Source organism: Propioniciclava soli (genome assembly GCF_038502305.1).
Classification (GTDB): domain Bacteria; phylum Actinomycetota; class Actinomycetes; order Propionibacteriales; family Propionibacteriaceae; genus Propioniciclava; species Propioniciclava soli.
Genome location: NZ_CP115965.1, coordinates 2,342,663 through 2,363,329 on the forward strand (window position 1 = coordinate 2,342,663; position 20,667 = coordinate 2,363,329).

The window sequence follows — 20,667 nt, forward strand, 5'->3', positions numbered from 1 at the left end:
CAGCGTAGCCGGTGCCGTCGACGTGCGACGACAAGGGGCGGGACGCCCCCCCGCGGCGGCCATCACGCCGCTAGCGTGCTGCCCCACCGGACGCCAGCACTCAGCGACGCCACCCGGCCCGCGCCCACCACCGAAAGGGGCCGTCCATGTTCGAGACCGCCGTCACCTGGCTCGTCGGGGTGCTGTGGAGCACCCCGATGTTGTTCCTCGTCCTGGGGGTGGGCATCTGGTTCACGATCCGGCTCGGCGTGCCGCAGCTGCGGCGCATCCCCGAGATGCTGCGCTATCTGGTGGGCGGCGGCGACTCCACCCGCGGCGTCTCCTCGTTCCAGGCCTTCGCCATGGCGCTCGGCGGACGCGTCGGCGTCGGCAACATCGCCGGCGTCGCCACGGCCATCAACGCCGGCGGCCCGGGGGCGCTGTTCTGGATGTGGATCACGGCCACCATCGGTGCCGCGATCGCGGTCGTCGAGTCATCGCTCGCGCAGGCGTACAAGGAGGAGATCAACGGCGAGTACCGCGGCGGGCCCGCCTACTACATCGAGCGTGGCCTGGGTTGGCGGTGGTTGGCGGTCGCCTACGCGATCGCGGCGTCGCTGGCCTTCGCGGTCACCGGCCCGTCGATCCAGTCGTTCAACATCGCCACGTCGGCGCAGGCCGGCCTCGGCATCGACCCGGTGGTCAGCGGTGTCGTCGTGGCGGCGCTGTTCTGCGCCGTCATCTTCGGCGGCCTGAAGCGCATCGGCACCGTGTGCGGCCTCGTGGTGCCGTTCATGGCGGCCGCCTACATCCTCATCGGCCTGGTGATCGTGGCCCTGAACGCGCCCGCGATCCCCGGCATGATCACCCACATCTTCGCGGCCGCCTTCGGCGCCGATGCGGCCTTCGGCGGCATGCTCGGCGCGGCGATCATGTGGGGCGTGCGCCGGGCCGTCTACTCCTCCGAGGTCGGCATCGGCTCCGGCGCGCAGGCGTCCGCCGCCGCCGAGGTGAGCCACCCGGTCAAGCAGGGCCTGGCGCAGGGCTTCTCGGTCTACGTCGACACCCTGTTCGTCTGCACCATGACCGGCCTGATGATCCTCGTGACCGACAGCTACAACGTCGTCGGTGCCGACGGCGTCACGCTGATCGCCGAGTACGCGCCGGGCCTGGAGGCCGGGCCGGCCTACACCCAGGCCGCCATCGACGCCGTCTTCCCCGGCTTCGGCTCGGTGTTCATCGCGATCGCCATGTTCTTCTTCGCGTTCACCACCCTGTTGTCCTTCGGCTTCTACGCCGACACCAACGTCGCCTACCTCATGCGCGGCCGCCGGGGGGAGCGCGCCGTCGTCACCGTCGTCCAGCTCGTGCTCGCCGGCTCGATCGTGCTGGGCGCCTTCCGCTCCTCCGAGCTCGCCTGGGCGATCGCGGACGTCGGCGTGGGCCTGTTCGCGTGGATCAACCTCATCGCGCTCGTGCTGCTGAGCCCGAAGGCCATCACGATCTACGCCGACTACGAGCGGCAGCGCAGGGCGGGTCTGGACCCGGTGTTCGATCCGGACGCCCTCGGTCTGCGGGGCGCGCTCGTGTGGCGCGAGGTCGCGGCGCGGCGGACGACCGCCCCCACGGACGCCGACCCCGGGAGGTAGGCTCGGGCGGCGTGTCCGACATCACCTATCGCACCTTCGACATCCCCGACGCCCTGACCGACGAGCTGCGCGGCTGGTACGACGCGGTCGGCCTCGGCTTCCATCAGAAGCAGGGCTCCGACGAGGCGGCCGGCCGGTGGCGCGAAGAGGTCAGCCGCGACGGCTGGCGACTCGACGGCGCCTACGCGCCGGCCTCGGAGCACTCCCTGGGGGCGCACATCCCCGTCGCCACGTTCGCGACCACCACGCAGAGCATCAACACCGGCGGCGGGCACGTCGAACCCGCCTGTTTCATCACCGACGTCACGGTGCGCACCACTCACCGGCGCCGCGGCCTGCTGAGCCACCTGATGGGCGCGGCGTTGCGCCGCGCCCGCGACGAGGGGCTGAGCCTGGCCGCCCTGACGGTGACCGAGGGCGGCATCTACGGTCGCTTCGGCTTCGGTGTCGCCACCCAGCACCGCAGCGCCGAGATCGACACGGGGCTCCGGTTCGGCCTGGTCGCCCCGGTCGAACCCCGGGTCGAGATGATGCCGAACGATGCGAGCGTCGCCGTGCGCCGTGCCGTCTTCGACCGCTTCCACGCGACCCATCGCGGCTCGCACCAGCGGCTGGCCTTCTACGACGCCCTGCTGTCCGGGGCGTGGGACTGGGACTCCGACGGCCCCAACAAGGCCATTCGCTCGGCGGTGCACCTCGACGCGTCCGGCCAGCCGGACGGCGTGCTGTCCTACGAGATCGACGAGCAGTCCTCGGCGGTCAAGATCCGGGACCTGCTGGCACTGGACGCGGGTGCCGAGCTGGGCCTGTGGCAGTTTATCGCGGCGCTCGACCTGGTGGAGAAGGCCACCCTCCGACGGCTCTCCCCCACCTCTGCGCTGCCCTGGGCCCTCACCGATCCGCGGGCGCTGAAGGTCACCGGCGTCGAGGACTTCACGTGGCTGCGGGTGCTCGACCCGGCCGCCGCGCTGGCCGTGCGGGCCTTCGACGCCGACGGCGAGATCGCCGTCGAGGTGGTCGACCCGCGCGGGATCGCGTCCGGCACCTGGCGCGTCGCGGCGCGCGCGGGGCGGGCCGAGGTCACGCCCGCGACCGAGGCGGCCGTCCAGGTCGACATCCGCGCCCTGGGCAGCCTCTACCTCGGCCTGGCGGACGCCCGCACGTTGGCCGCGGCCGGCCTCGTCCACGGACCGGCCGCGGACGTGGCGGCCCTGGCGCGGCTCTTCCGCACCGACGGGCCGCCCCACAACACCTCCGGCTTCTAGGCGAGCGCCGGGTCGGCCTCCTGGATCCGGGTCACCTCGTCGCGACCGGGCGCGTACGCCCCGTTGCGGCTCACGGTGATGCCGGACGTGATGACGGCCCGGTGCAGCGCCGGCTGGACGTCGGACCAGCTCGCCGCGGCGAGCCGCTCCCGCGCCTCGACCGAACCGAGCAGGCCGGCGTCCAACAACCCGGAGACGAGCCCGGCCATGAAGGAGTCGCCGGCGCCGACGGTGTCGCCCACCTCGACGGTCATCTGGTCCAGGTGCAGCATGTCCCGGTTGCCCGCCAGCCGCGCGTAGGCGCCCCACGGGCCGCGGGTGACGACCACCAGGGCGGGCCCCGCGGTGATCCACCGGCGCATGACGTCCTCCACCGGCTCGTCGGGGTAGAGCCACGCGATGTCCTCGTCGCTGGCCTTCACCACGTCGGCGAGCCCCACGAGCTCCTCGATGCGGCCCAGCACGTGCTCGGGCGTCTCCATGAGGGCCGGCCGCACGTTGGGGTCGTAGGAGACGGTGGCGTGCTCCCGGGCCCGGCGGGCCACCGCCACCACCGCGGTGCCGCCGGGCTCCAGCGTCGCCCCGATGCTGCCGGTGTGCACGTGGCCGTACGGCGTGAGGTCGCCCAGCTCGGGGACGTCCCACTCGACGTCGAACTCGTAGGTGGCCCGGCCGTGCTCGTCGAGCGTGGCCTGCGCCACGGTGGTCCGGGTGGCGCCGTCGGTGCCGGGCACCACGTCCACGCGGGCGTCCGCCGCGAACGTCGCGAGCCGGTCGCCGCGCTCGTCGCGGCCCCACCACGCGCAGATCGCGGCGGGGCGTTCGAGCGCGGCCACACCCGCGGCCACGTTCAGCAGGCTACCGCCCACGTGCTCCTGGGTGGGCTGGTCGGCGCGGCTCACCACGTCGATCAGCGCCTCACCGAGGCACAACACGGCCTTGTGTTGGTCTGACATCAGTGTCCTTTCGCAGCGAGGGGGTCCCCGGTGTCGCGGGGATCGTGGGTGAGGCCCAGCTTGGCCTCCATCTCCTCCAGCGGCACACCCTTCGTCTCGGGCATCACGCGGAGCACCCAGACGAGCTGGCCCACCATGAACACGAAGAAGATGGCGAAGGCCACCCCGCCGCCGAGGGCGCCGATGACCGGCGGGAAGAACGTCGAGGTCAGCCACGCGAACACCCAGTGCGTCAGCGAGCCGAGCGACTGGCCGCGGCCGCGGATGCGGTTGGGGAAGATCTCGGAGATGAACACCCAGATCACCGAGCCCTGGCCGAAGGCGTGGGCGGCGATGAACACCAGCAGGCCGACGAGCACCAGGATGCTGGAGGTCGAGTCGAACGCGCCGCCCAGCACCTGCTCGTAGTAGAACATCAGGCCGGAGAGAAAGCCCAGGCTGATCAGGTAGCCGATCGAGCCGATCAGCATGAGCTTGCGGCGTCCGATCTTGTCGATGACGGTGAGCGCCGTCATCGTGGCGATGAGGTTCATGAACCCGACCGCGACGCTCATCATGAACGCGGCGTCCGTGCTGGCCCCCGCGCGCTCCATGACGACCGGGGCGTAGTACAGGATCGCGTTGATGCCGGACATCTGGTTGAACATGGCGATCGTGAACGCGAGCAGGATCACTTTGGCGTGCTGGGGGGTGAAGAACGGCACCTTCGGGGCGTTGGTGGCAGCACTCAGGGACGTGTTGATCTCCTCGACCTGCAGGCGGGCCTCGTCCTCGGAGGTCGTGAGCCGGCCGATCACCTCGCGGCCCTCGTCGGCCCGGCCGTTGGCCATGAGCCAGCGCGGGGTCTCGGGGACGGTGAAGAGCAGCAGCAGGAAGATGACCGACGGCACGGCCATGACGCCGAACATCCAGCGCCAGTCGCTCGTGTGGTCCGACACCACGGCGCGGACGATGGCGTTGGAGAGGTACGCGAGCAGGATGCCGAGCACGATGTTGAACTGCACCAGGCCCACGAGACGGCCGCGCACCCGGGCGGGCGCGATTTCGGCGGTGTAGATGGGCGCGCAGACGGACGCCGCACCCACGCCGATGCCGCCCAGGAACCGGAAGACCTCGAGCATGACGATGTTGGTGGCGAACGCCGAACCCAGCGCCCCGACGACGTACAGAATGCCGATGACGAAGAGCACCGGCTTGCGGCCGAAGCGGTCGGCCGGCTTGCCGGCGGTGAGGGCACCGAGGATCGTGCCGAGCAGGGCCATGCCCACGGCCCAACCGAGGTAGGCGTCGGAGAGTTCGAAGTAGCTCTTGAGCTGCTCGGTGGTTCCCGAGATGACGGCGGTGTCGAATCCGAAGATCAGACCGCCCAACGAAGCGACCAGGGCGCTCCGGATGACGAGGGGTCTCATGCGCCGCACAGTACGCCTGCTCGGACAGGCGAACGGGGTGATCCCACGAAGAAACGGACCGATTCCTACTTAAGTACGACTTTGGGTTCGTGGGAAGAACGAGCGAGCCGCCATCGCCCCCGCACCCGGTGCGTCGACAACCCATGCACAAGCACGCCTTCTCGACGCGCCTCGGCCCTTGGACGTCGACAGCCCATGCACAAGCCCGGCTTCTCGACGCGCCGGTCGCAACCCGGGCGGGGGTACCTCAGGCGGGGGTACCTCAGGCAGGGGCGGCGTCGTGGGTGACGGCCAGGTGACGGCGCCACAGCACCCACCCGACCCCGGTGAACGCGAGCGCCGTGGCGGCCAGGCCGGCCAGGCTGACGCCCACGAACGGGGCGAGGACGCCGGCGATGACGGCGTTGGACATCAGCTGCACGAACGACTGCACCGAGCTGGCGGCGCCTCGGCGGCTCGGGAACAGCGCGAGCATCTCCAGGGTGAGGATGGGGAAGGCCAGCGCGATGCCGAAGGAGTACACGGGCAGCACGAGCACCGCCCACGGCAACCCCTGCGTGGCGGGGATCAGCGTGAGCATGAGGTTCACCGACCCGGCGCCGAGCGACACGAGGTAGCCGATCGTGGCGATGCGCGTGCCGGGCAGGCGCCCGGCGAGGCGTCCGGCGACCCAGGATCCGAACACCAGCCCGCCGATGAGCGGGAAGAACAGCCACCAGAAGTCCTGCTCGCCCCCGCCGAGGTGGGTGACGACGATGAGCGGCGCGGAGCTGATGTAGAGGAACATGCCGGCGAAGTTGGTCATGCCGGCGAACGCGAGCCGGCGCCCGGCCGGGTCGCGCCACACGGCCACCAGCCCGGAGAACAGCGGGCCGACGCGTAGGGGGGATCGGGCCTCGGCCGGGTGTGACTCGGGCAGCACGAGGACGGTGAGCCCGACGACCAGCAGTCCGAAGACCGCCAAGAACCAGAAGATGACCGTCCAGTCACCGGCCAGCAGCAGCCAGCCACCGACCACGGGGGCGAGCGCCGGTGCCAGGCCGAAGATCATGGCGATGTGGCTCATGACGCGCTGGGCCACGGGGCGCGGGAACAGGTCGCTCACCATGGCGCGGCTGATGATCTGGCCCGCGCCGGCGCTGGCGCCCTGCAGGGCCCGGAACACCAGCAGCAGGCCCAGGTTGGGCGAGAGCGCACAGCCCACGGACGCCGCCGTGTACAGCAACCCGCCCACGATGATGACCGGCTTGCGGCCCACGGCGTCCGAGATGGGGCCGTGGAACAGGCTCATCGTGCCGAACGCGAGCATGTAGACGCTGATGAGTTGTTGCAGCGCCACCGAGCCGACCCCCAGGGACTCCCCCATCTGGGTGAAAGCGGGGAACATGGTGTCGATCGAGAACGGCCCCACCATTCCCAACGCGGCCAGGGTGACGAGCAGCATGCCGTGCGACGGCTGGCGGGTGGGCGTGGTGGTGGGCACCCGGGCATCCTAGGGCCCCGCGCGGGGGCCGGGGCCGACGGGTCGCCCCGGCGGACGGCGGGGCGGGGGGTCGGTTCAGCGCGGGGTGATCGGCAGCAGGTGCTTGCCCGTCGGGCCGATCTGGATGGCCGTGTCGAGCTGGGGGCACACGCCGCAGTCGTAGCACGGCGTCCACCGACAGTCCTCGACGGGCTGGGAGTCCAGGGCGTCCTGCCAGTCCTCCCACAGCCAGTCGCGGTCGAGGCCGGAATCGATGTGGTCCCACGGCAGCACCTCGGCGTACTCGCGCTCGCGCGTGGTGTACCAGTCCAGGTCGACGCCGGTGGCGGCAAGCCCGGTCGCGCAGGCATCCACCCACCGGTCGTAGTCGAAGTGCTCACTCCACCCGTCGAAGCGGCCGCCCGCCCGCCAGCACGCCTCGATCACGGCGCCGACGCGGCGGTCGCCACGGCTGAGCAGACCCTCGATGACGCCGGGGCGGCCGTCGTGGTAGCGCATGCCGATGGCGCGGCCGTACCGCTTGTCGGCGCGGATCTTGTCGCGCAGCGCCAGGAGGCGGTGGTCGATCGTCTCGGCGGACGCCTGGGCCGCCCACTGGAACGGCGTGTGGGGCTTCGGCACGAAGCCGCCGATGCTCACCGTGCACCGGATGTCGCGCGAGCCGGCCGCCCGGCGTCCGGTCTCGATGACGCGGGCCGCCATGTCGGCGATCGCCAGCACGTCCTCGTCGGTCTCGGTGGGCAAGCCGCACATGAAGTACAGCTTCACCTGACGCCAGCCGTTGCCGAACGCGGCGGCCACGGTGTCGATCAGGTCGCCCTCGGTGACCATCTTGTTGATGACCTTCCGCATGCGCTCCGACCCGCCCTCGGGGGCGAACGTCAGGCCGGAGCGGCGTCCGTTGCGGGAGAGTTCGTTCGCGAGGTCGATGTTGAAGGCGTCCACGCGTGTCGAGGGCAAGGAGAGCGAGACGTTGGTGCCCTCGTAGCGGTCGGCCAGCTCCTTGGTGACGTCGCCGATCTCGGAGTGGTCGGCCGAGCTGAGCGACAGCAGGCCCACCTCCTCCAGCCCGGTCGCGTCCAGGCCGCCGGCGACCATCTGGCCGATGGTCTCGATGGTCCGCTCCCGCACCGGGCGCGTGATCATGCCCGCCTGACAGAACCGGCAACCGCGCGTGCAGCCGCGAAAGATCTCCACGGAGTAGCGCTCGTGGACGGTTTCGGCGATCGGCACGACCGGCGCCTTGGGGTAGGGCCACGCGTCGAGGTCCATGAGCGTGTGCTTGGCGATGCTGAAGGGCACCCCCGCCCGGTTCGGCACCACGCGCTGGATGCGACCGTCGGGCAGGTAGGTCACGTCGTAGAAGCGGGGCACGTACGCCACGCCGTCGGACGCCAGCCGCTCGAGCAGCCCGTCACGCCCGCCCGGCCGACCCTCGTCCTTCCAGGCCCGGATGAGCTCCGACACCCGCAGGGACGCCTGCTCGCCGTCCCCGATCACCGCGGCGTCGATGAAATCGGCGATGGGCTCGGGGTTGAAGGCGGCGTGGCCGCCGGCGATGACGAGCGGCTCGTCGTCGTCCCGGTCGGCCGCGTGCAGGGCGATGCCCGCCAGGTCGATCGCCTCGAGCAGGTTGGTGTACCCCAGCTCGGTGGCGAAACTCACCCCGAGCACGTCGAACGCCCGCACGGGGCGGTGGGAGTCCAGGGTGAACTGCGGCACCCCGTGCTCGCGCATCAGCGCGGCCAGGTCCGGCCACACGGCGTAGCTGCGCTCGGCGAGCACCCCGTCCTGCTCGTTCAGCACCTCGTAGAGGATCGCCACGCCCTGGTTGGGCTGACCCACCTCATAGGCGTCGGGGTACATGAGGCACCAGCGGACGGCGCAGGCGTCCCACTCCTTCGTGACGGAGTTCACCTCGCCGCCGACGTACTGGATGGGCTTGCTGACGCGCGCGAGCAGGGGTTCGAGCGCACCGAAGAGCGAGGGGACCGGGGTCGCCGCCGGGTGCGGGGTGGGTGGCTTCGTGGCAGTCATAGGACCTCCCATGGTAGGGGTCGGCGACACGCGCGCTCGCTAGGGTGGGGGCATGAGTTCCACGCCCCGTTGGCCCCACGTCGTCTTCGACCTCGACGGCACCCTCGTCGACACCATCGCCCTCATCGTCGCCTCCTACCAGCACGCGTTCACCACCGTGCTGGGCCATGAGTGGGACGAGGCGGAGATCCGGTCGTGGATCGGGCAGTCGCTGATCGGGGCCATGCGCCAGGCCAGCCCCGAGAAGGCCGACGAGATCTTCGCGGCCTACACGTCCTGGAACGAGGAGAACACCGAGCGGCTCGTCGCCCAGTACCCCGGCGTCAACGAGCTGGTGCGCGACCTGGTGGCCGCCGGCGTCCGCATCGGCGTCGCCACGTCCAAGCGGGCGGAGCCGGCCCAGCGCGCGCTGCAGCTGGTGGGGCTGGACGACGTCGTTCCCGTGCTCGTGCACCACGACAGCGTCGACGAGCACAAGCCCAGCCCCAAGCCGCTGTTGGCCGCACTGGACGCCCTGGGCGCGCGGCCCGAGGACTCCGTCTACGTCGGGGATGCCGCCGTCGACATGCTGGCCGCGCGCAATGCGGGCATGGCCGGGGTGGCCGTCACCTGGGGCGCCGGTACCCCGGACGCCATCGCCGACGCCAAGCCGCTGATCACCTGCACCACGGCCGACGAGCTGCGCTCCGCCCTGCTCGGTCCGTCCTGAGCTGGGCCGACCTGAGCTGGGCCCCGCCGGCACCGCGCCCCGGGGGCGGCCTCCGTGCCGGGGTCAGCCGGGTTGCCGCGGGTCCGGGTCATCGGGCCGGTGGGTGAAGCCGGCCTGTTCGAGGTCGATGGCGAGCTCATCGATCTCGGCGTGCTCGTCGTCCCACTGCCCCGTGCGGTAGGCCGTGCGGCCGACCATGTGGCCGGCCGTGGGCGCGGTGGACACCTGGAGGGCGATGACCAGCAGGCACAACGCGAAGCTGTGCCACGTCCGCAACGAGATCGCGACGCCGATGAGCGCCACCATCAGGCCGAACACCTGCGGCTTGGTCGCGGCGTGCATGCGGGTCAGGACGTCGGGGAAGCGGACGATGCCGACGGCCGCAGCGAGGCAGAAGAACGCCCCGATCACCAGCAGCAGGGCCCCAATGATGTCGAGCACCTCGGTCATCGTTCCTCCTCCGGCTGCTCGCGCTGCTCCCGACCCTCGCGCTGCGCCCGGGCCGCATACGCGCGCGCCTCGGCCTCGCGGAAGCGGCGCTCCTGCGCCGTGGTGGCGGTGATGAGGCGAGCCAGGCCCACGGCACTGGTGAACCCGAGCAGCGACAGGGCCAGACTCACCACGAGCGCCATGGGCGTGTCGGCCCACAGGGCGTAGCCCGCCGCGGCGACGGCGAGGATGACCAGCAGCACGTCCGACGCGACGCCCCGGTCGAGCGAGGTCGGCCCTTTGGCCAGCCGGACGAGCGCGAAAACGGCCGCGACGGCCAGCATGAGACCGGCCACGCCGATCAGAATCTGGTCGATCACCACTCCTCCCCCTCCGTCGACAGCGCCGAGGTGGATGCACCGTCGTGGGCCCGTTGTTCGGTGTTGCTGAGGGCTGCGACCTGCGCGCGCTCGGCCTCGTTGCCCAGGGCCATCACCACGCGACGCTCGATGCCCAGGGTGTCCGGCACGGCGTGGGCCAGGTGGTCGCCGTCCGGGGTGTCGAACACGTGCAAGTAGAGCGTGCGCGTCCGCTGCCGGGCATCCAGCACCACCGTGCCGGGCACGATCGACACCAGGACGGCCGTGATCACCTGGTAGAAGTCGGAGTCCGAGCGCAGCTGGACGCGGACGATGCCGGTGCGCGGCATGCGGCGCCCGAAGGCGAACCGGGCGAGGGCGAACGACGCGACGGCGAGGTCGGTGAGGGTCGCGACGGCGAGCTTGAGGGCGTCCCAGGGGTGGAGCCGCCCGCCGTAGTTGACCGGCGGCAGCGGGAAGGTGATGGTGACGAGCCAGGCGAGCAACGCCCCTCCGACGACGGAGACAAGGTTGACGTCGCCGACGAGGATCAGCCAGAAGACGGTCAGCACCGAGATCTGGCGCCACTGGATCCGGAACCGTGAGACCGGGCGGGTGCCTGCGGCCCGGGGGGCGCGTCGAGCGCTCATCGGTCGACCTCCTGCAGAACGACCGCGGCGTAGTTGCCGTCGCGCAGCGACGTGGCGGCCTGGGACGTGTACTCGTACAGCGGACCCGCGCCGACGGTCAGCACGAGGCTCAGGCCGATCAGCAGGCAGGTGGCGCCCACTTGGGCGGGCGGCAGCGCGCGATCCGTGGCCGCGTCCTCGTCATCGTCCTCGTCGTCGGCCCCGGGGGTGCGGCCCGAGGGCAGGATGGGGGTGCCCCAGAAGGCGCGGTTCCAGACCTTGGCGACGGCGTACAGCGTGAGCAGGCTCGTGACCACCGACGCCACGACCAGCGCCCACGCCAGCGGCGTCCCGACCCCCACGCCGGCGTTCAGCAACCCGAGCTTGCCGATGAACCCGGAGAACGGCGGGATGCCGGCCAGGTTCATCGCGGGCACGATGAACAGCACGGCCAGCAGCGGTGACATCTGCGCCAGGCCGCTGAGCTTGTCGAGGGAGTTGCTGCCCCCCACGCGCTGCACCAGGCCGGCCACCAGGAAGAGCGTGGCCTGGATGGTGATGTGGTGGGCGGTGTAGAAGATGGCCCCGGCGAGGCCGGTCTGGGTGGCCAGCGCGATGCCCATCACCATGTAGCCGATGTGGCTCACGAGGGTGAAGGACAGCAACCGTTTGAGCTCGGACTGGGCGATGGCGCCCAGGATGCCGACGAGCATGGTGAACAGGGCGACCCACAACAACAACTCGGTGAGGGGGCGGTGCGGGAACAGCAGGGTCTGCGTGCGGAGCATCGCGTAGACGCCGACCTTCGTCAGCAGGCCGGCGAACACGGCCGTGACGGGGGCAGGGGCGGTCGGGTAGGAGTCGGGCAGCCACGCCGACATGGGGAACACGGCCGCCTTCAGCCCGAACACCACCAGCAGCATCACCTGGATGATTGCCTGGGTGTGGGTGTCGAGCTCGGGCAGGCGCACCGCCAGCTCGGCGAGGTTGACGGTGCCGGTCGCGGCATAGACCGTGGCGATCGCGGTGAGGAACAGGCTGGCGCTGAGCAGGTTGACCACCACATAGGTCGCCCCCGCGCGCATGCGCGGCCCGGTGCCGCCCATCGTCAGCAACACGTAGGACGCGAACAGCAGCACCTCGAAGCCGACGAACAGGTTGAACAGGTCGCCGGCGAGGAAGGCGGCCGAGACCCCGGCGCACATCACCAGGAACGTCGGGTGGAAGATCGAGATGGGGGTCTCGTGCTTCAGTTCCTGCTCGTCCTGCCCGGTGGAATAGACCAGGACGGCCAGCGTGATCACCGACGCCACGGTCAGCATGATCGCCGCCAGGCGGTCGCCCACCAGGGCGATGCCGTACCCCGTCGGCCAGGCGCCCACCCACAGGTGCTGGACGCCGTCGGTGTGGGCCTGCACGGCGAGCACCGCCGCGACGACCACGACGAGGAACAGGACGAACACCGACACGAAACGCTGCGCTCGCGGCCGACGCCCGAGCAGCAGGGTCAGTCCCGCCCCCAGGATCGGGAGGAGGACCGGCATGGTGAGCAGGTTGTTCATTCGCTGACCACGTCCTCGCCGGTGTCGGAGAACGTGGCGTCCTCGTAGGAGTCCGACACGTCGTCACGTTCGGCGAGGGCCCGAATGCGCGCGTCCTCGATGTCGTCGGACACCTCGTCGTTGCCGTTGAGCTGGAAGCTGCGGTACGCCATGGTGATGACGAACGCGGAGACGGCCATCGTGATGACGATCGCGGTGAGCACCATCGCCTGCGGCAGGGGGTCGGACATGGTCGCGCCGTCGAAGGCACCGATGATGGCCGGGTTGCCGGCCGGCCCCATGGCCACGAGGAACAGCAGGTTCACGCCGTTGCTCATGACCAGCACGCCCATCAGAATCCGGGTGAGCGATCGCTCCGTGAGCAGGTAGACACCGGCGGCGACGAGCACACCGGCGGTGACGGCGAGGGTGAGGCTGGGCGTCATCGGACGGGCCTCCTCGCCGAGGCGGGGACGGCGGTGGTCGAATCGGGACGCGGCAGCGGCGAGCGTTCCTCGGCGCGCTGCTGGTCGATGCCCGCCCCGAGGCTGCGGACGACGTCCAGCACCATGCCGACGACGATGAGGTAGACGCCGATGTCGAAGGCCGTCGACGTCACCAGGTGGAGGTCACCGAACAGGTTGACCGGCCCCCACGGCGTCGGCACGGCCTCCAGGGCGCCGATGGTCAGGTGCACGTCGTAGCTCTGGAAGATGCGGCCGCCGAACGCCGCCGGCGCCAGGGCCGTCGCGATCGAGACCACCAGGCCGACGCCCATCAGCCGGCCGGCGTCGACGGGCGCGGCCTCCTCGAGCTCGGCCGCCCCGGCGGCGAGGTAGCGGACGATCAGCGCCAGGCCCGCGACCAGGCCCCCCGCGAAACCACCCCCGGGCAGGTTGTGGCCGGCGATGAGAAGATAGAGGGAGAAGAGCATCATCGCGCCGAACAGCAGGCGCGTCGTCACCTCGAAGATCAGCGAGCGCGAGGCCGGGTTGAGGTCGTTGCTCCCGCGCAGCCACGCACCCTCGTTCTGCTCCACACGGCGGCGGACGGCGTGACGCCGCCCGGTCACGCGCGAGCGGAGGAAGATGAGCGACGCGACGCCCGTGGCCGCGACGACCAGGACGGTCAGTTCGCCCATCGTGTCCCACACCCGGGTGTCGACGAGGATCACGTTGACGACGTTGCGGCCGTAGCCGAACTCGTAGGCCAGCGTCTCCAGCCCCGCGGAGGCCGGCTCGTGGGTGCGCGACGACGCCGCGACGAGGATCGACGCCGTCACCGACCCACCGACGCTCGCGGCCAGGAGGAGACGCCACCAGCGCGAGGACTGCAGGGGGCGGTCGGTGAAGAACTTCGGCAGGCTGCGCAGCACCAACAGGAAGATCAGCACGCTCGCGGTCTCGACCAGCACCTGGGTGAGCGCCAGGTCGGGCGCGCCGTGGAACAGGAACAACAGCGACGTGCCCAGGCCGGTGGCGCCGGCGGTGAGGATGGCGCGGATGCGGCCGCGCACCCACATCAGGTTGATGGCGGCGATGCTGGTGACCACGCCGACGGCGAGCTGGGCCAGGGAGTCCCAGGCGCGCACCTGCGGCCAGGCCGGCAGGAACAGCAGCGAGCCGGCCACACCGATCACGAAGACTGTGAGGATCATGGAGAGCGTGGAGGCCAGCGAACCACGCTGGACGCGGGCGGTCGTCTCGACCGCCAGCGAGTCCACCATCCGCATCAGGCGGCGGTACATCTCATCGGCGGCCGTCAGCCGGGGGAAGGTGGCCTGGACCCGCGCCACGCTGGCACGGAAGTGGAACAGGACGTAGCCGCCGAGCAGCGCGGTGGCCGACAGCCCCAGCGGCACGGTGAAGCCGTGCCAGAGCCCGAGCTCGTGCGGCTCGCCGCCGGTCGGCACCGAGTCGACATACCCCCACAGCACCGAGGTCAGCGTCGGCCCGAGGAATCCGAAGGCGAGGCTCGCCACGCCGAGCAGCACCGGCGACGCGAGGAACCCGATCTCCGGAGCGTGACCGATGGCGGTGGGCTCCTTGCGGGGCTTGTCGGCGAACGCGCCCCACCAGAACCGCAGCGAGTACGCCATGGTGAGCGCGGAACCCGCGACGATGGCCGCAATGAGCAGCACCGCCACCGCGGGCGGGATGCCAATGCCGTCACCCCCGACGAGGCGGGTCAGCGCATACAGCGCGCTCTCCTTGGCCACGAAGCCGAACAGGGGCGGCAAACCCGCCATGGACGCCGCCGCGAGACCGGCGACCACGGCGAGGACAGGCAGCTGGCGTCCGAGCCCCGAGAGCTTGGTGAGGTCGCGCGTACCGGTGGCGTGATCGATCACGCCCACCGTGAGGAACAAGGTGGCCTTGAACAGCGCGTGGGCCACCAGCATGGCCACGCCCGCGAGCGCCGCGGCCTTCGTGCCCAGCCCGGCCAGCAGCGTGATGAAGCCGAGCTGGCTCACGGTGCCGTAGGCGAGCAGCAGCTTGAGGTCGTTCTGCCGCAGGGCCCGCCAGCCACCGAGGATCATCGTGATCGCGCCGAGCACCGTCACGGCCTCGCGCCACCCGACGACGCCGGCGAACGCCGGAGCGAGCACGGCGACCAGGTAGACGCCGGCCTTGACCATCGTGGCCGCGTGGAGGTAGGCCGAGACCGGCGTCGGGGCGGCCATCGCCCCCGGGAGCCAGAAGTGGAAGGGCGCCATCGCCGACTTGCTCAGCGCGCCCACGAGCATCAGCAGGGCGCCCGCGGTGACGGCCGCTCCGGACGGGACGGCGGCGATGATCGCCTGCAGCCGGAAGGAGCCCGTCGCCAGGCCCAGGGTCACGATGCCGATGAGCATGGCCAGGCCACCCGCCGTCGTGACGATGAGCGCCGTCATCGCCGCGGCGCGGTTGGCGCGGCGGGAGGAGTCGTGCCCGATCAGCAGGTAGGAGAAGACGGTGGTCAGCTCCCAGAACACGTACAGCACGACGAGGTCGTCCGCCGTCACCAGTCCGAGCATCGCGCCTGCGAACGCCACGAGGAGGCCCAGCGTCCGCGCCGGCACGGAGGAGAAGTACCAGCGGCAGTAGAGCAGGATCAGGGTGCCGATGCCGCTCACCACCAGGGTCATGAGCCACTGGACGATGCCGATGTGGAAGGCCAGGGCCACCTTGAGCGTCGGGATCCAGGGAAGCACCTCGACGTACGTGCCGCCGGCCAGCAGCGACGGGCCCAGCGTCAAGGCCCACACGAAGGTGGCGGCGGGCACGAGCGCCGCTATGGCGAAGGCGTTCCGCCCGGCGACGCGGCTGCCGAGCGTGGCCAGCGACGCGACCACGAAGTGGGCGGCGACGAGGCACAGCAGCACAGGCGGACCCTTCCTGCGGTCATCAGCGGGGGAAGCGGCCCCAGCCTACCAAGCGGCGGGCGGCTGGTGCGGGCCGGGCGGCTGGGCTGGCCGGGGAAGCTGCTGACCGGGCGGGGGCGGCCCTGGTGCCCAGCCGCGGCCCGCCAGGGCGGCCCGGACCGCCGCCAGCTGCTCGCGGCCGGGCGCCGAGGCGCGCACCACACCGCGTCGCCGCGCCCACCAGTCGATCACGGCGGCGGCCACCACCAGGACGCCCATGTTGATCAGCAGGCTCGCGTCCCCGGTGCCGACACCGCGGTCGAACATTTCGGAGAAGTCGCTGAACGGCAGCGTCACCATGCCCGTCATGTTGTTGACGATGTGGATGGCGACGGACGCCTCGAGCCCACCCGTGCGCAGCACCAGCCAGGACGCCACGACGGCGAAGACGACGTAGTAGGCGTTCAGCCACGGATCGGCTGCGGCATGGAGGGCGGTGAAGACCGACGCGGTCACGACGGTCGACACCCCGAAGGCCACCCAGGGGTGCGCGAACCACGAGCCGACGGCGCGGCCGAGGAAGCCGCGCACGAGGTACTCCTCCCCCGCCGACTGCAACGGCGTGGTGAGCAGTACGACCAGGATCATGAAGACCGTGGTGTCGCGCCACGTGAGTTCCACCGGGTCACCCAGCACGAACCCGACCGCGGTCAGCACCGCCCACAGCGGCAGCGCGACCAGGGCGCACCGCGCAAACCAGCTCCACCGGAAGCCGCCGGCCACGGAGGACAACCAGCCGGGCCGCTGCCCGACGATCGCCCACGTCAGCAGCATCACGATGGGGATGCTCGCCGCCAGGCCCAGATTGTTGGCGAGGAAGATGCCGGGGCCGACGCGCACCGCGCCGGTGTCGGCGTTGACCGAGTCGAATCCATCGGAGGCGATGCCGACGAAGCTCACGACTGCGCTCACGAAGAACCACACGAGGGCGACCGCCACGATGGCCAGCGCCGACTTCCACCAGCGGAACCGTGGCGCGCGGAAGAAGCGAAGGTAGTCGGTCGGCTCCACCGGGAGTGTCGGCCGCGCCGCCGGGGGCAGCTGCGCCGGGTCGAGCGCCGTCATCACACCTGCCCGAGCTCGGGGAACCAGAGGTCGATCTCACGGTTCGCCGACTCGGCCGAGTCCGAGGCATGCACGAGGTTGAGCCGGTTCGAGGCGGAGAAGTCGCCGCGGATGGTGCCGGGGGCGGCGGCAATGCCATCGGTGGCCCCGTTGAGCGATCGGACGGCCTCGATGGCCCGCTCCCCCTCCAGCACGAGCGCGACGAGCGGGCCCGAGGTGATGAACTCCCGCAGGGCCGGATAGAACGGCCGGTCGACGTGTTCGGCGTAGTGACGGTCGGAGAAGGCCTCGTCCACCGTGCGCAGCTCGAGCGCGGCGAGCGCGAGCCCCTTCGCCTCGTAGCGGGCGAGGATCGTGCCGGCGAGGCCGCGGGACACAGCGTCGGGCTTGAGCAGGACGAGCGTGCGTTCGGTCATGGCGCCAATCTAGCGGCGCGCGGCGTCGATGCGCCTGCCGAGCACCGCCATCAGCACGTGCAGCCCGGCGAACAGCGCGCCGACGGCGTACATCCAGGGGGTCAGCAGGCCGAGCGCGATGCCGAGGGCCTGCACGAACCAGCCCAGCCACCAGCCCCACGGCCGTCGCAGGGTTCCGGCCGCGACGAGCGCCAACGCGGCGGCGACGCCTCCCAGGGAGAGCGCGAGGCCCACCGGGACGGCGTCCACCTGGATCATCCCGGCGATCGCCAGCGCGTACACGACCGCCTCGAACACGAGGTTGGCGGCCAGGGCACGCCGCATGGGGTTCTGTTCGCTCAGCGGCCCCACGCGACATCCTCCCCATCGCGCTCGTCGTCCTCGTCGTCATCGGCTGGGTCACCGTCGTCACCGTCGTCGCCGGCGTCGACGGACGGGCGCTCGGTGACGAGCATCGCCCGGGCCTCCCCGGCCACGATCACCGACCCGAGGATGAGGACGCCGGCCCCCGCCCCGGCCTCGTCGGCCAGCGAGACCGCGAGCTCCAGGGCGTCCGGCAGCGCGGCGCGGGTGTGGACGCGATCGGCGCCGAACCGCTCTGCCGCCAGCTCCGCGAGGTCGTCGGCGGAGAGCCCGCGGCTCGTCGAGGACGCCTGGGTGCAGACGATCGTCTGGGCGTGCTCCTCGAGCAGGGCCAGCATGCCCTCGGCGTCCTTGTCGGCCATCACCCCCATGACGGCGACCAGCGGCGCGAAGCCGAAGGCCTCCTGCACGGCGTCCAGCGTCGCCGCGACACCGTGGGGGTTGTGCGCCGTGTCGAGCACCACGGTGGGGCTGCGCCGCACGACCTCCAGCCGGGCCGGGGCGCTGACGGACGCCAGCCCCTCCGCCAACACGTCGGGCGCAAGGGCGCGGCCACCGAGGAACGCCTCGACGGCCGCCACCGCCAGCGCCGCGTTGGCGGCCATGTGCGCGCCGAACAGCGGCAGGAAGAGATCGCCCACCGGGCCGTCCGCGGCATCGATGCGGAGCACCTGACCACCGACGGCGGCGGTGCGCTCGAGCAGGGCGAAGTCGCGTCCCTCGGCCAGCAGCCGGACGCCGACCTCCGCGGCCCGGGCGGTGAGCACGGCGGCCACGTCAGGGCGCTGGTCGGCGGAGACCGCGATGCCGCCGGGCTTGATGATGCCGGCCTTCTCCTGCGCGATCTCGGCCGGGGTGTCACCGAGGAGGTGGCTGTGGTCGACGTCGACGGGGCAGATCACGGCCACCTGGGCGTCCGCGACCGAGGTGGCGTCCCACGAGCCGCCGAGGCCCACCTCGACGACGGCGACGTCCACCGGCGCCTGGGCGAACGCCTCGTAGGCGAGCCCGGTCATCACCTCGAAGAAGGTCATGGCAATGCCGTCGATCTCCCGGGCGTCGACCATCTCGACCAGCGGCAGCACGTCGGCGACGAGCGCATCGAACGCGTCGGCGTCGATGGGCTGGCCGTCGATGGCGATGCGCTCGGTGACGTCGACGAGGTGGGGCGAGCTGAGGCGTCCGACCCGCAGGCCGAGCGCGCGCAGCAAGCCCTCGACCATGAGCGCGGTGGAGCCCTTGCCGTTGGTGCCGGTGATCTGGATGACCGGGAAGCTGCGCTGGGGCTCCCCCAACAGCTCGGTCAGGGCCCTGATGCGCTCCAGGCTGCGGCCGATCCGGTGCTCGGGCCAGCGCGCCTGCAGGGCGGCGACGATGTCGGTGTGGGTGCTCATGGTGCGCCCCAGCGTAGTGCCCGCGCGACGGCCGGCCCGGAGCGGGCGGTGGGGCGTCCGGGCGGCGCTGTATCGTGGTGGGGTGACCACGCCGACGACCCTCGCCCCGCGATCCTGGCAGGGGTGGGTGGGCCTGGCGGCCCGCCTGCTGCTGGGCGGCGTCCTGCTCGTGGCCGGCGCGTTGAAGCTGCCCGCGCTGGGCGAGTCCGTCAATGCCGTCATGGCGTATCGCCTGCTCCCCTACGACCTCGTGCCCGTCGTGGGCACGGCACTGCCGTTCGTCGAGGTGGCCCTCGGGCTGCTCCTGCTCACCGGCACCTACACGCGCGTCGCCGGCATCCTTGGCGGGCTCGTGATGGTGGCGTTCATCATCGCCATCGCGAGCGCGTGGGCCCGCGGGCTGTCGCTCGACTGCGGCTGTTTCGGCGGCGGCGGCGAGATCTCCCCCGAGGCGGCGCGGGCCGCCTACCCCTGGGAGATCGCCCGCGACGTCGGGCTGCTGGCCTGCGGCGTCTGGCTCGCACTGTTTCCCCGCACCCGGTTCGCCGTCGACAACCTGCGGCTCCCCCCGGCCGGGAGCGACGCCGCGCTCGACCCCGACACGGCGGACGCCCGCCCCACCGATCCCCTGACCACCGCCTGACCGGCCCCCGACCCACCAGGAGAACCACCGATGGCCACGTCCACGTCCAACCGTCGCGAGCAGCTGCGCCGCCAGCAGGAGGCCGCCGAGCGCCAGAAGAAGACCAACCGCATCATCGGCCTCTCCGCCGCCGCGGTGGCGCTCGTGCTGGTCGGAGTGCTGATCTTCGTCCTCGTGCAGAACATGAGCGGCAACCGGGTGGGGCAGATGGCTCCGGAGGGTTCGGCCGACTCCATCGTGTTGAACAGCACGCCGGCGCCCGCCGACGCCCCTACCGTGACCGTCTACCTCGACTACCAGTGCCCCAACTGCCGGGTGTTCGAGGAGACCTACGGTGACACGCTGCTCACCGAGGCCAACGCCGGCACCTGGACGTTGGAGAACAAGACCATGACGTTCATGGACAACAACCTCCAGAACACGGCGTCCACCCGCGCCGCAGTGGGTGCCGCCTGCTCGGCGGTGGTGGCGCCGGAAACCTACCCGCAGTACAGCATGACGGTGTACGGCAACCAGGAGGCGCAGGAGGTCCGGGGGTCGGAGGGGTACTCCGACACCCTGCTGCGCGACACCATTCCCGCCCAGGTGGGCATCACCGGCGACGCGCTCACGCAGTTCCAGGCCTGTTACGACAACGACGCCACCAGCGAGTTCGTCACCAACGTCGAGCGGTCCGCGTACAGCGACAACGTGACCGGCACGCCGACCATCGCCGTCAACGGCACGATCGTCGACCTCCGCCAGCTCAGCGATCCCTCGCCCGAGGGCCTGCGCGCGTTCCTGCTCGCCAACGCCTGAGCCCCGGCTGCCCGGCTGATTGCCTGCCCGGCTGAATGTGCATTTGGACCCGAGAAAATGGCGCCATGGCGCCATTTCCTCGGGTCCAAATGCCATCCCGGCGGCCGCCCCAGCACGGGAGCGATGTGACGGTGGGGGCG

At 71.4% G+C, this 20,667-nt stretch carries 19 protein-coding genes; 5 read left to right on the forward strand and 14 right to left on the reverse strand.

Annotation, left to right across the window (positions count from 1 at the left end; all coding sequences use genetic code 11):
* Positions 1 to 146: 146 nt before the first annotated feature.
* On the forward strand, positions 147 to 1,628 hold the full coding sequence (locus PCC79_RS10470; protein ID WP_342371794.1) for an alanine/glycine:cation symporter family protein: 1,482 nt from the start codon (positions 147 to 149) through the stop codon (positions 1,626 to 1,628).
* Positions 1,629 to 1,639: 11 nt separating this feature from the next.
* Positions 1,640 to 2,893, forward strand: coding sequence for a GNAT family N-acetyltransferase (locus tag PCC79_RS10475; protein ID WP_342371795.1), 1,254 nt, complete (start codon positions 1,640 to 1,642; stop codon positions 2,891 to 2,893).
* Here the strand turns inward: PCC79_RS10475 and PCC79_RS10480 are convergent.
* From PCC79_RS10480 to PCC79_RS10495, 4 genes are all read right to left on the reverse strand, one after another.
* Complete coding sequence (locus tag PCC79_RS10480) at positions 2,890 to 3,849, reverse strand: PfkB family carbohydrate kinase (protein ID WP_232547580.1); 960 nt, start codon at positions 3,847 to 3,849, stop codon at positions 2,890 to 2,892. The genes PCC79_RS10475 and PCC79_RS10480 overlap by 4 nt on opposite strands.
* On the reverse strand, positions 3,849 to 5,258 hold the full coding sequence (locus tag PCC79_RS10485; protein WP_232547579.1) for a sugar porter family MFS transporter: 1,410 nt from the start codon (positions 5,256 to 5,258) through the stop codon (positions 3,849 to 3,851). The genes PCC79_RS10480 and PCC79_RS10485 overlap by 1 nt, the downstream gene beginning before the upstream one ends.
* Positions 5,259 to 5,520: 262 nt before the next feature.
* Positions 5,521 to 6,741: a multidrug effflux MFS transporter gene (locus PCC79_RS10490; protein ID WP_342371796.1), complete on the reverse strand. Its 1,221-nt coding sequence runs from the start codon at positions 6,739 to 6,741 to the stop codon at positions 5,521 to 5,523.
* Between the two features lie 75 nt (positions 6,742 to 6,816).
* Positions 6,817 to 8,778: a TIGR03960 family B12-binding radical SAM protein gene (locus PCC79_RS10495; protein WP_342371797.1), complete on the reverse strand. Its 1,962-nt coding sequence runs from the start codon at positions 8,776 to 8,778 to the stop codon at positions 6,817 to 6,819.
* Positions 8,779 to 8,830: 52 nt separating this feature from the next.
* On the opposite strand from PCC79_RS10495, the gene PCC79_RS10500 reads away from it, so the two are divergent.
* Positions 8,831 to 9,487 carry an HAD-IA family hydrolase gene (locus PCC79_RS10500; protein WP_342371798.1) on the forward strand — a complete coding sequence of 219 codons (657 nt, stop codon included), beginning with the start codon at positions 8,831 to 8,833 and terminating at the stop codon, positions 9,485 to 9,487.
* A gap of 63 nt (positions 9,488 to 9,550) precedes the next feature.
* Here the strand turns inward: PCC79_RS10500 and mnhG are convergent, their stop codons facing one another.
* Genes mnhG through PCC79_RS10550 form a run of 10 tightly spaced genes read right to left on the reverse strand, consistent with a single transcriptional unit; the run spans position 9,551 to position 19,086 of the window.
* On the reverse strand, positions 9,551 to 9,937 hold the full coding sequence (mnhG, locus tag PCC79_RS10505; RefSeq protein WP_232547575.1) for a monovalent cation/H(+) antiporter subunit G: 387 nt from the start codon (positions 9,935 to 9,937) through the stop codon (positions 9,551 to 9,553).
* Positions 9,934 to 10,296, reverse strand: coding sequence for a monovalent cation/H+ antiporter complex subunit F (locus PCC79_RS10510; protein WP_232547574.1), 363 nt, complete (start codon positions 10,294 to 10,296; stop codon positions 9,934 to 9,936). Before PCC79_RS10510 ends, mnhG begins: the two co-directional genes overlap by 4 nt.
* Positions 10,293 to 10,925 (reverse strand): Na+/H+ antiporter subunit E, encoded by a 633-nt coding sequence (locus tag PCC79_RS10515; RefSeq protein ID WP_342371799.1) that lies wholly within the window; start codon positions 10,923 to 10,925, stop codon positions 10,293 to 10,295. The genes PCC79_RS10510 and PCC79_RS10515 overlap by 4 nt, the downstream gene beginning before the upstream one ends.
* Entirely contained in the window at positions 10,922 to 12,448 is a 1,527-nt protein-coding gene (locus PCC79_RS10520) for a Na+/H+ antiporter subunit D (RefSeq protein ID WP_342371800.1), read from the reverse strand. The genes PCC79_RS10515 and PCC79_RS10520 overlap by 4 nt, the downstream gene beginning before the upstream one ends.
* Positions 12,449 to 12,462: 14 nt before the next feature.
* Positions 12,463 to 12,891: a Na(+)/H(+) antiporter subunit C gene (locus PCC79_RS10525; protein WP_232547571.1), complete on the reverse strand. Its 429-nt coding sequence runs from the start codon at positions 12,889 to 12,891 to the stop codon at positions 12,463 to 12,465.
* Complete coding sequence (locus tag PCC79_RS10530) at positions 12,888 to 15,809, reverse strand: Na+/H+ antiporter subunit A (protein ID WP_342371801.1); 2,922 nt, start codon at positions 15,807 to 15,809, stop codon at positions 12,888 to 12,890. Before PCC79_RS10530 ends, PCC79_RS10525 begins: the two co-directional genes overlap by 4 nt.
* Positions 15,810 to 15,854: 45 nt before the next feature.
* Positions 15,855 to 16,913 (reverse strand): CPBP family intramembrane glutamic endopeptidase, encoded by a 1,059-nt coding sequence (locus PCC79_RS10535; RefSeq protein WP_232547569.1) that lies wholly within the window; start codon positions 16,911 to 16,913, stop codon positions 15,855 to 15,857.
* Positions 16,913 to 17,329 carry a nucleoside-diphosphate kinase gene (gene ndk, locus PCC79_RS10540; RefSeq protein ID WP_232547568.1) on the reverse strand — a complete coding sequence of 139 codons (417 nt, stop codon included), beginning with the start codon at positions 17,327 to 17,329 and terminating at the stop codon, positions 16,913 to 16,915. The genes PCC79_RS10535 and ndk overlap by 1 nt, the downstream gene beginning before the upstream one ends.
* 9 nt (positions 17,330 to 17,338) lie before the next feature.
* Positions 17,339 to 17,680: a DUF4233 domain-containing protein gene (locus PCC79_RS10545; protein WP_232547567.1), complete on the reverse strand. Its 342-nt coding sequence runs from the start codon at positions 17,678 to 17,680 to the stop codon at positions 17,339 to 17,341.
* Positions 17,668 to 19,086, reverse strand: a complete 1,419-nt coding sequence (locus tag PCC79_RS10550) for a bifunctional folylpolyglutamate synthase/dihydrofolate synthase (protein ID WP_232547566.1) — start codon at positions 19,084 to 19,086, stop codon at positions 17,668 to 17,670. Before PCC79_RS10550 ends, PCC79_RS10545 begins: the two co-directional genes overlap by 13 nt.
* Before the next feature lie 82 nt (positions 19,087 to 19,168).
* Between PCC79_RS10550 and PCC79_RS10555 the strand changes: the two genes are divergently transcribed.
* Both PCC79_RS10555 and PCC79_RS10560 read left to right on the forward strand, forming a co-directional pair.
* Entirely contained in the window at positions 19,169 to 19,729 is a 561-nt protein-coding gene (locus PCC79_RS10555) for a MauE/DoxX family redox-associated membrane protein (RefSeq protein ID WP_232547565.1), read from the forward strand.
* Between the two features lie 30 nt (positions 19,730 to 19,759).
* Positions 19,760 to 20,527 carry a DsbA family protein gene (locus PCC79_RS10560; protein ID WP_232547564.1) on the forward strand — a complete coding sequence of 256 codons (768 nt, stop codon included), beginning with the start codon at positions 19,760 to 19,762 and terminating at the stop codon, positions 20,525 to 20,527.
* The last annotated feature ends 140 nt before the right edge of the window (positions 20,528 to 20,667 follow it).

Bases quoted from the DNA above. Each gene is read 5' to 3' on its own strand.
- PCC79_RS10560 (WP_232547564.1), top strand. From the start codon at position 19,760: ATGGCCACGTCCACGTCCAACCGTCGCGAGCAGCTGCGCCGCCAGCAG.
- PCC79_RS10550 (WP_232547566.1), bottom strand. From the start codon at position 19,086: ATGAGCACCCACACCGACATCGTCGCCGCCCTGCAGGCGCGCTGGCCC.
- PCC79_RS10515 (WP_342371799.1), bottom strand. From the start codon at position 10,925: ATGAGCGCTCGACGCGCCCCCCGGGCCGCAGGCACCCGCCCGGTCTCA.
- PCC79_RS10535 (WP_232547569.1), bottom strand. From the start codon at position 16,913: ATGACGGCGCTCGACCCGGCGCAGCTGCCCCCGGCGGCGCGGCCGACA.
- PCC79_RS10485 (WP_232547579.1), bottom strand. From the start codon at position 5,258: ATGAGACCCCTCGTCATCCGGAGCGCCCTGGTCGCTTCGTTGGGCGGT.
- PCC79_RS10500 (WP_342371798.1), top strand. From the start codon at position 8,831: ATGAGTTCCACGCCCCGTTGGCCCCACGTCGTCTTCGACCTCGACGGC.
- PCC79_RS10525 (WP_232547571.1), bottom strand. From the start codon at position 12,891: ATGACGCCCAGCCTCACCCTCGCCGTCACCGCCGGTGTGCTCGTCGCC.
- PCC79_RS10470 (WP_342371794.1), top strand. From the start codon at position 147: ATGTTCGAGACCGCCGTCACCTGGCTCGTCGGGGTGCTGTGGAGCACC.
- mnhG (WP_232547575.1), bottom strand. From the start codon at position 9,937: ATGACCGAGGTGCTCGACATCATTGGGGCCCTGCTGCTGGTGATCGGG.
- PCC79_RS10480 (WP_232547580.1), bottom strand. From the start codon at position 3,849: ATGTCAGACCAACACAAGGCCGTGTTGTGCCTCGGTGAGGCGCTGATC.
- PCC79_RS10495 (WP_342371797.1), bottom strand. From the start codon at position 8,778: ATGACTGCCACGAAGCCACCCACCCCGCACCCGGCGGCGACCCCGGTC.
- PCC79_RS10520 (WP_342371800.1), bottom strand. From the start codon at position 12,448: ATGCCGGTCCTCCTCCCGATCCTGGGGGCGGGACTGACCCTGCTGCTC.
- ndk (WP_232547568.1), bottom strand. From the start codon at position 17,329: ATGACCGAACGCACGCTCGTCCTGCTCAAGCCCGACGCTGTGTCCCGC.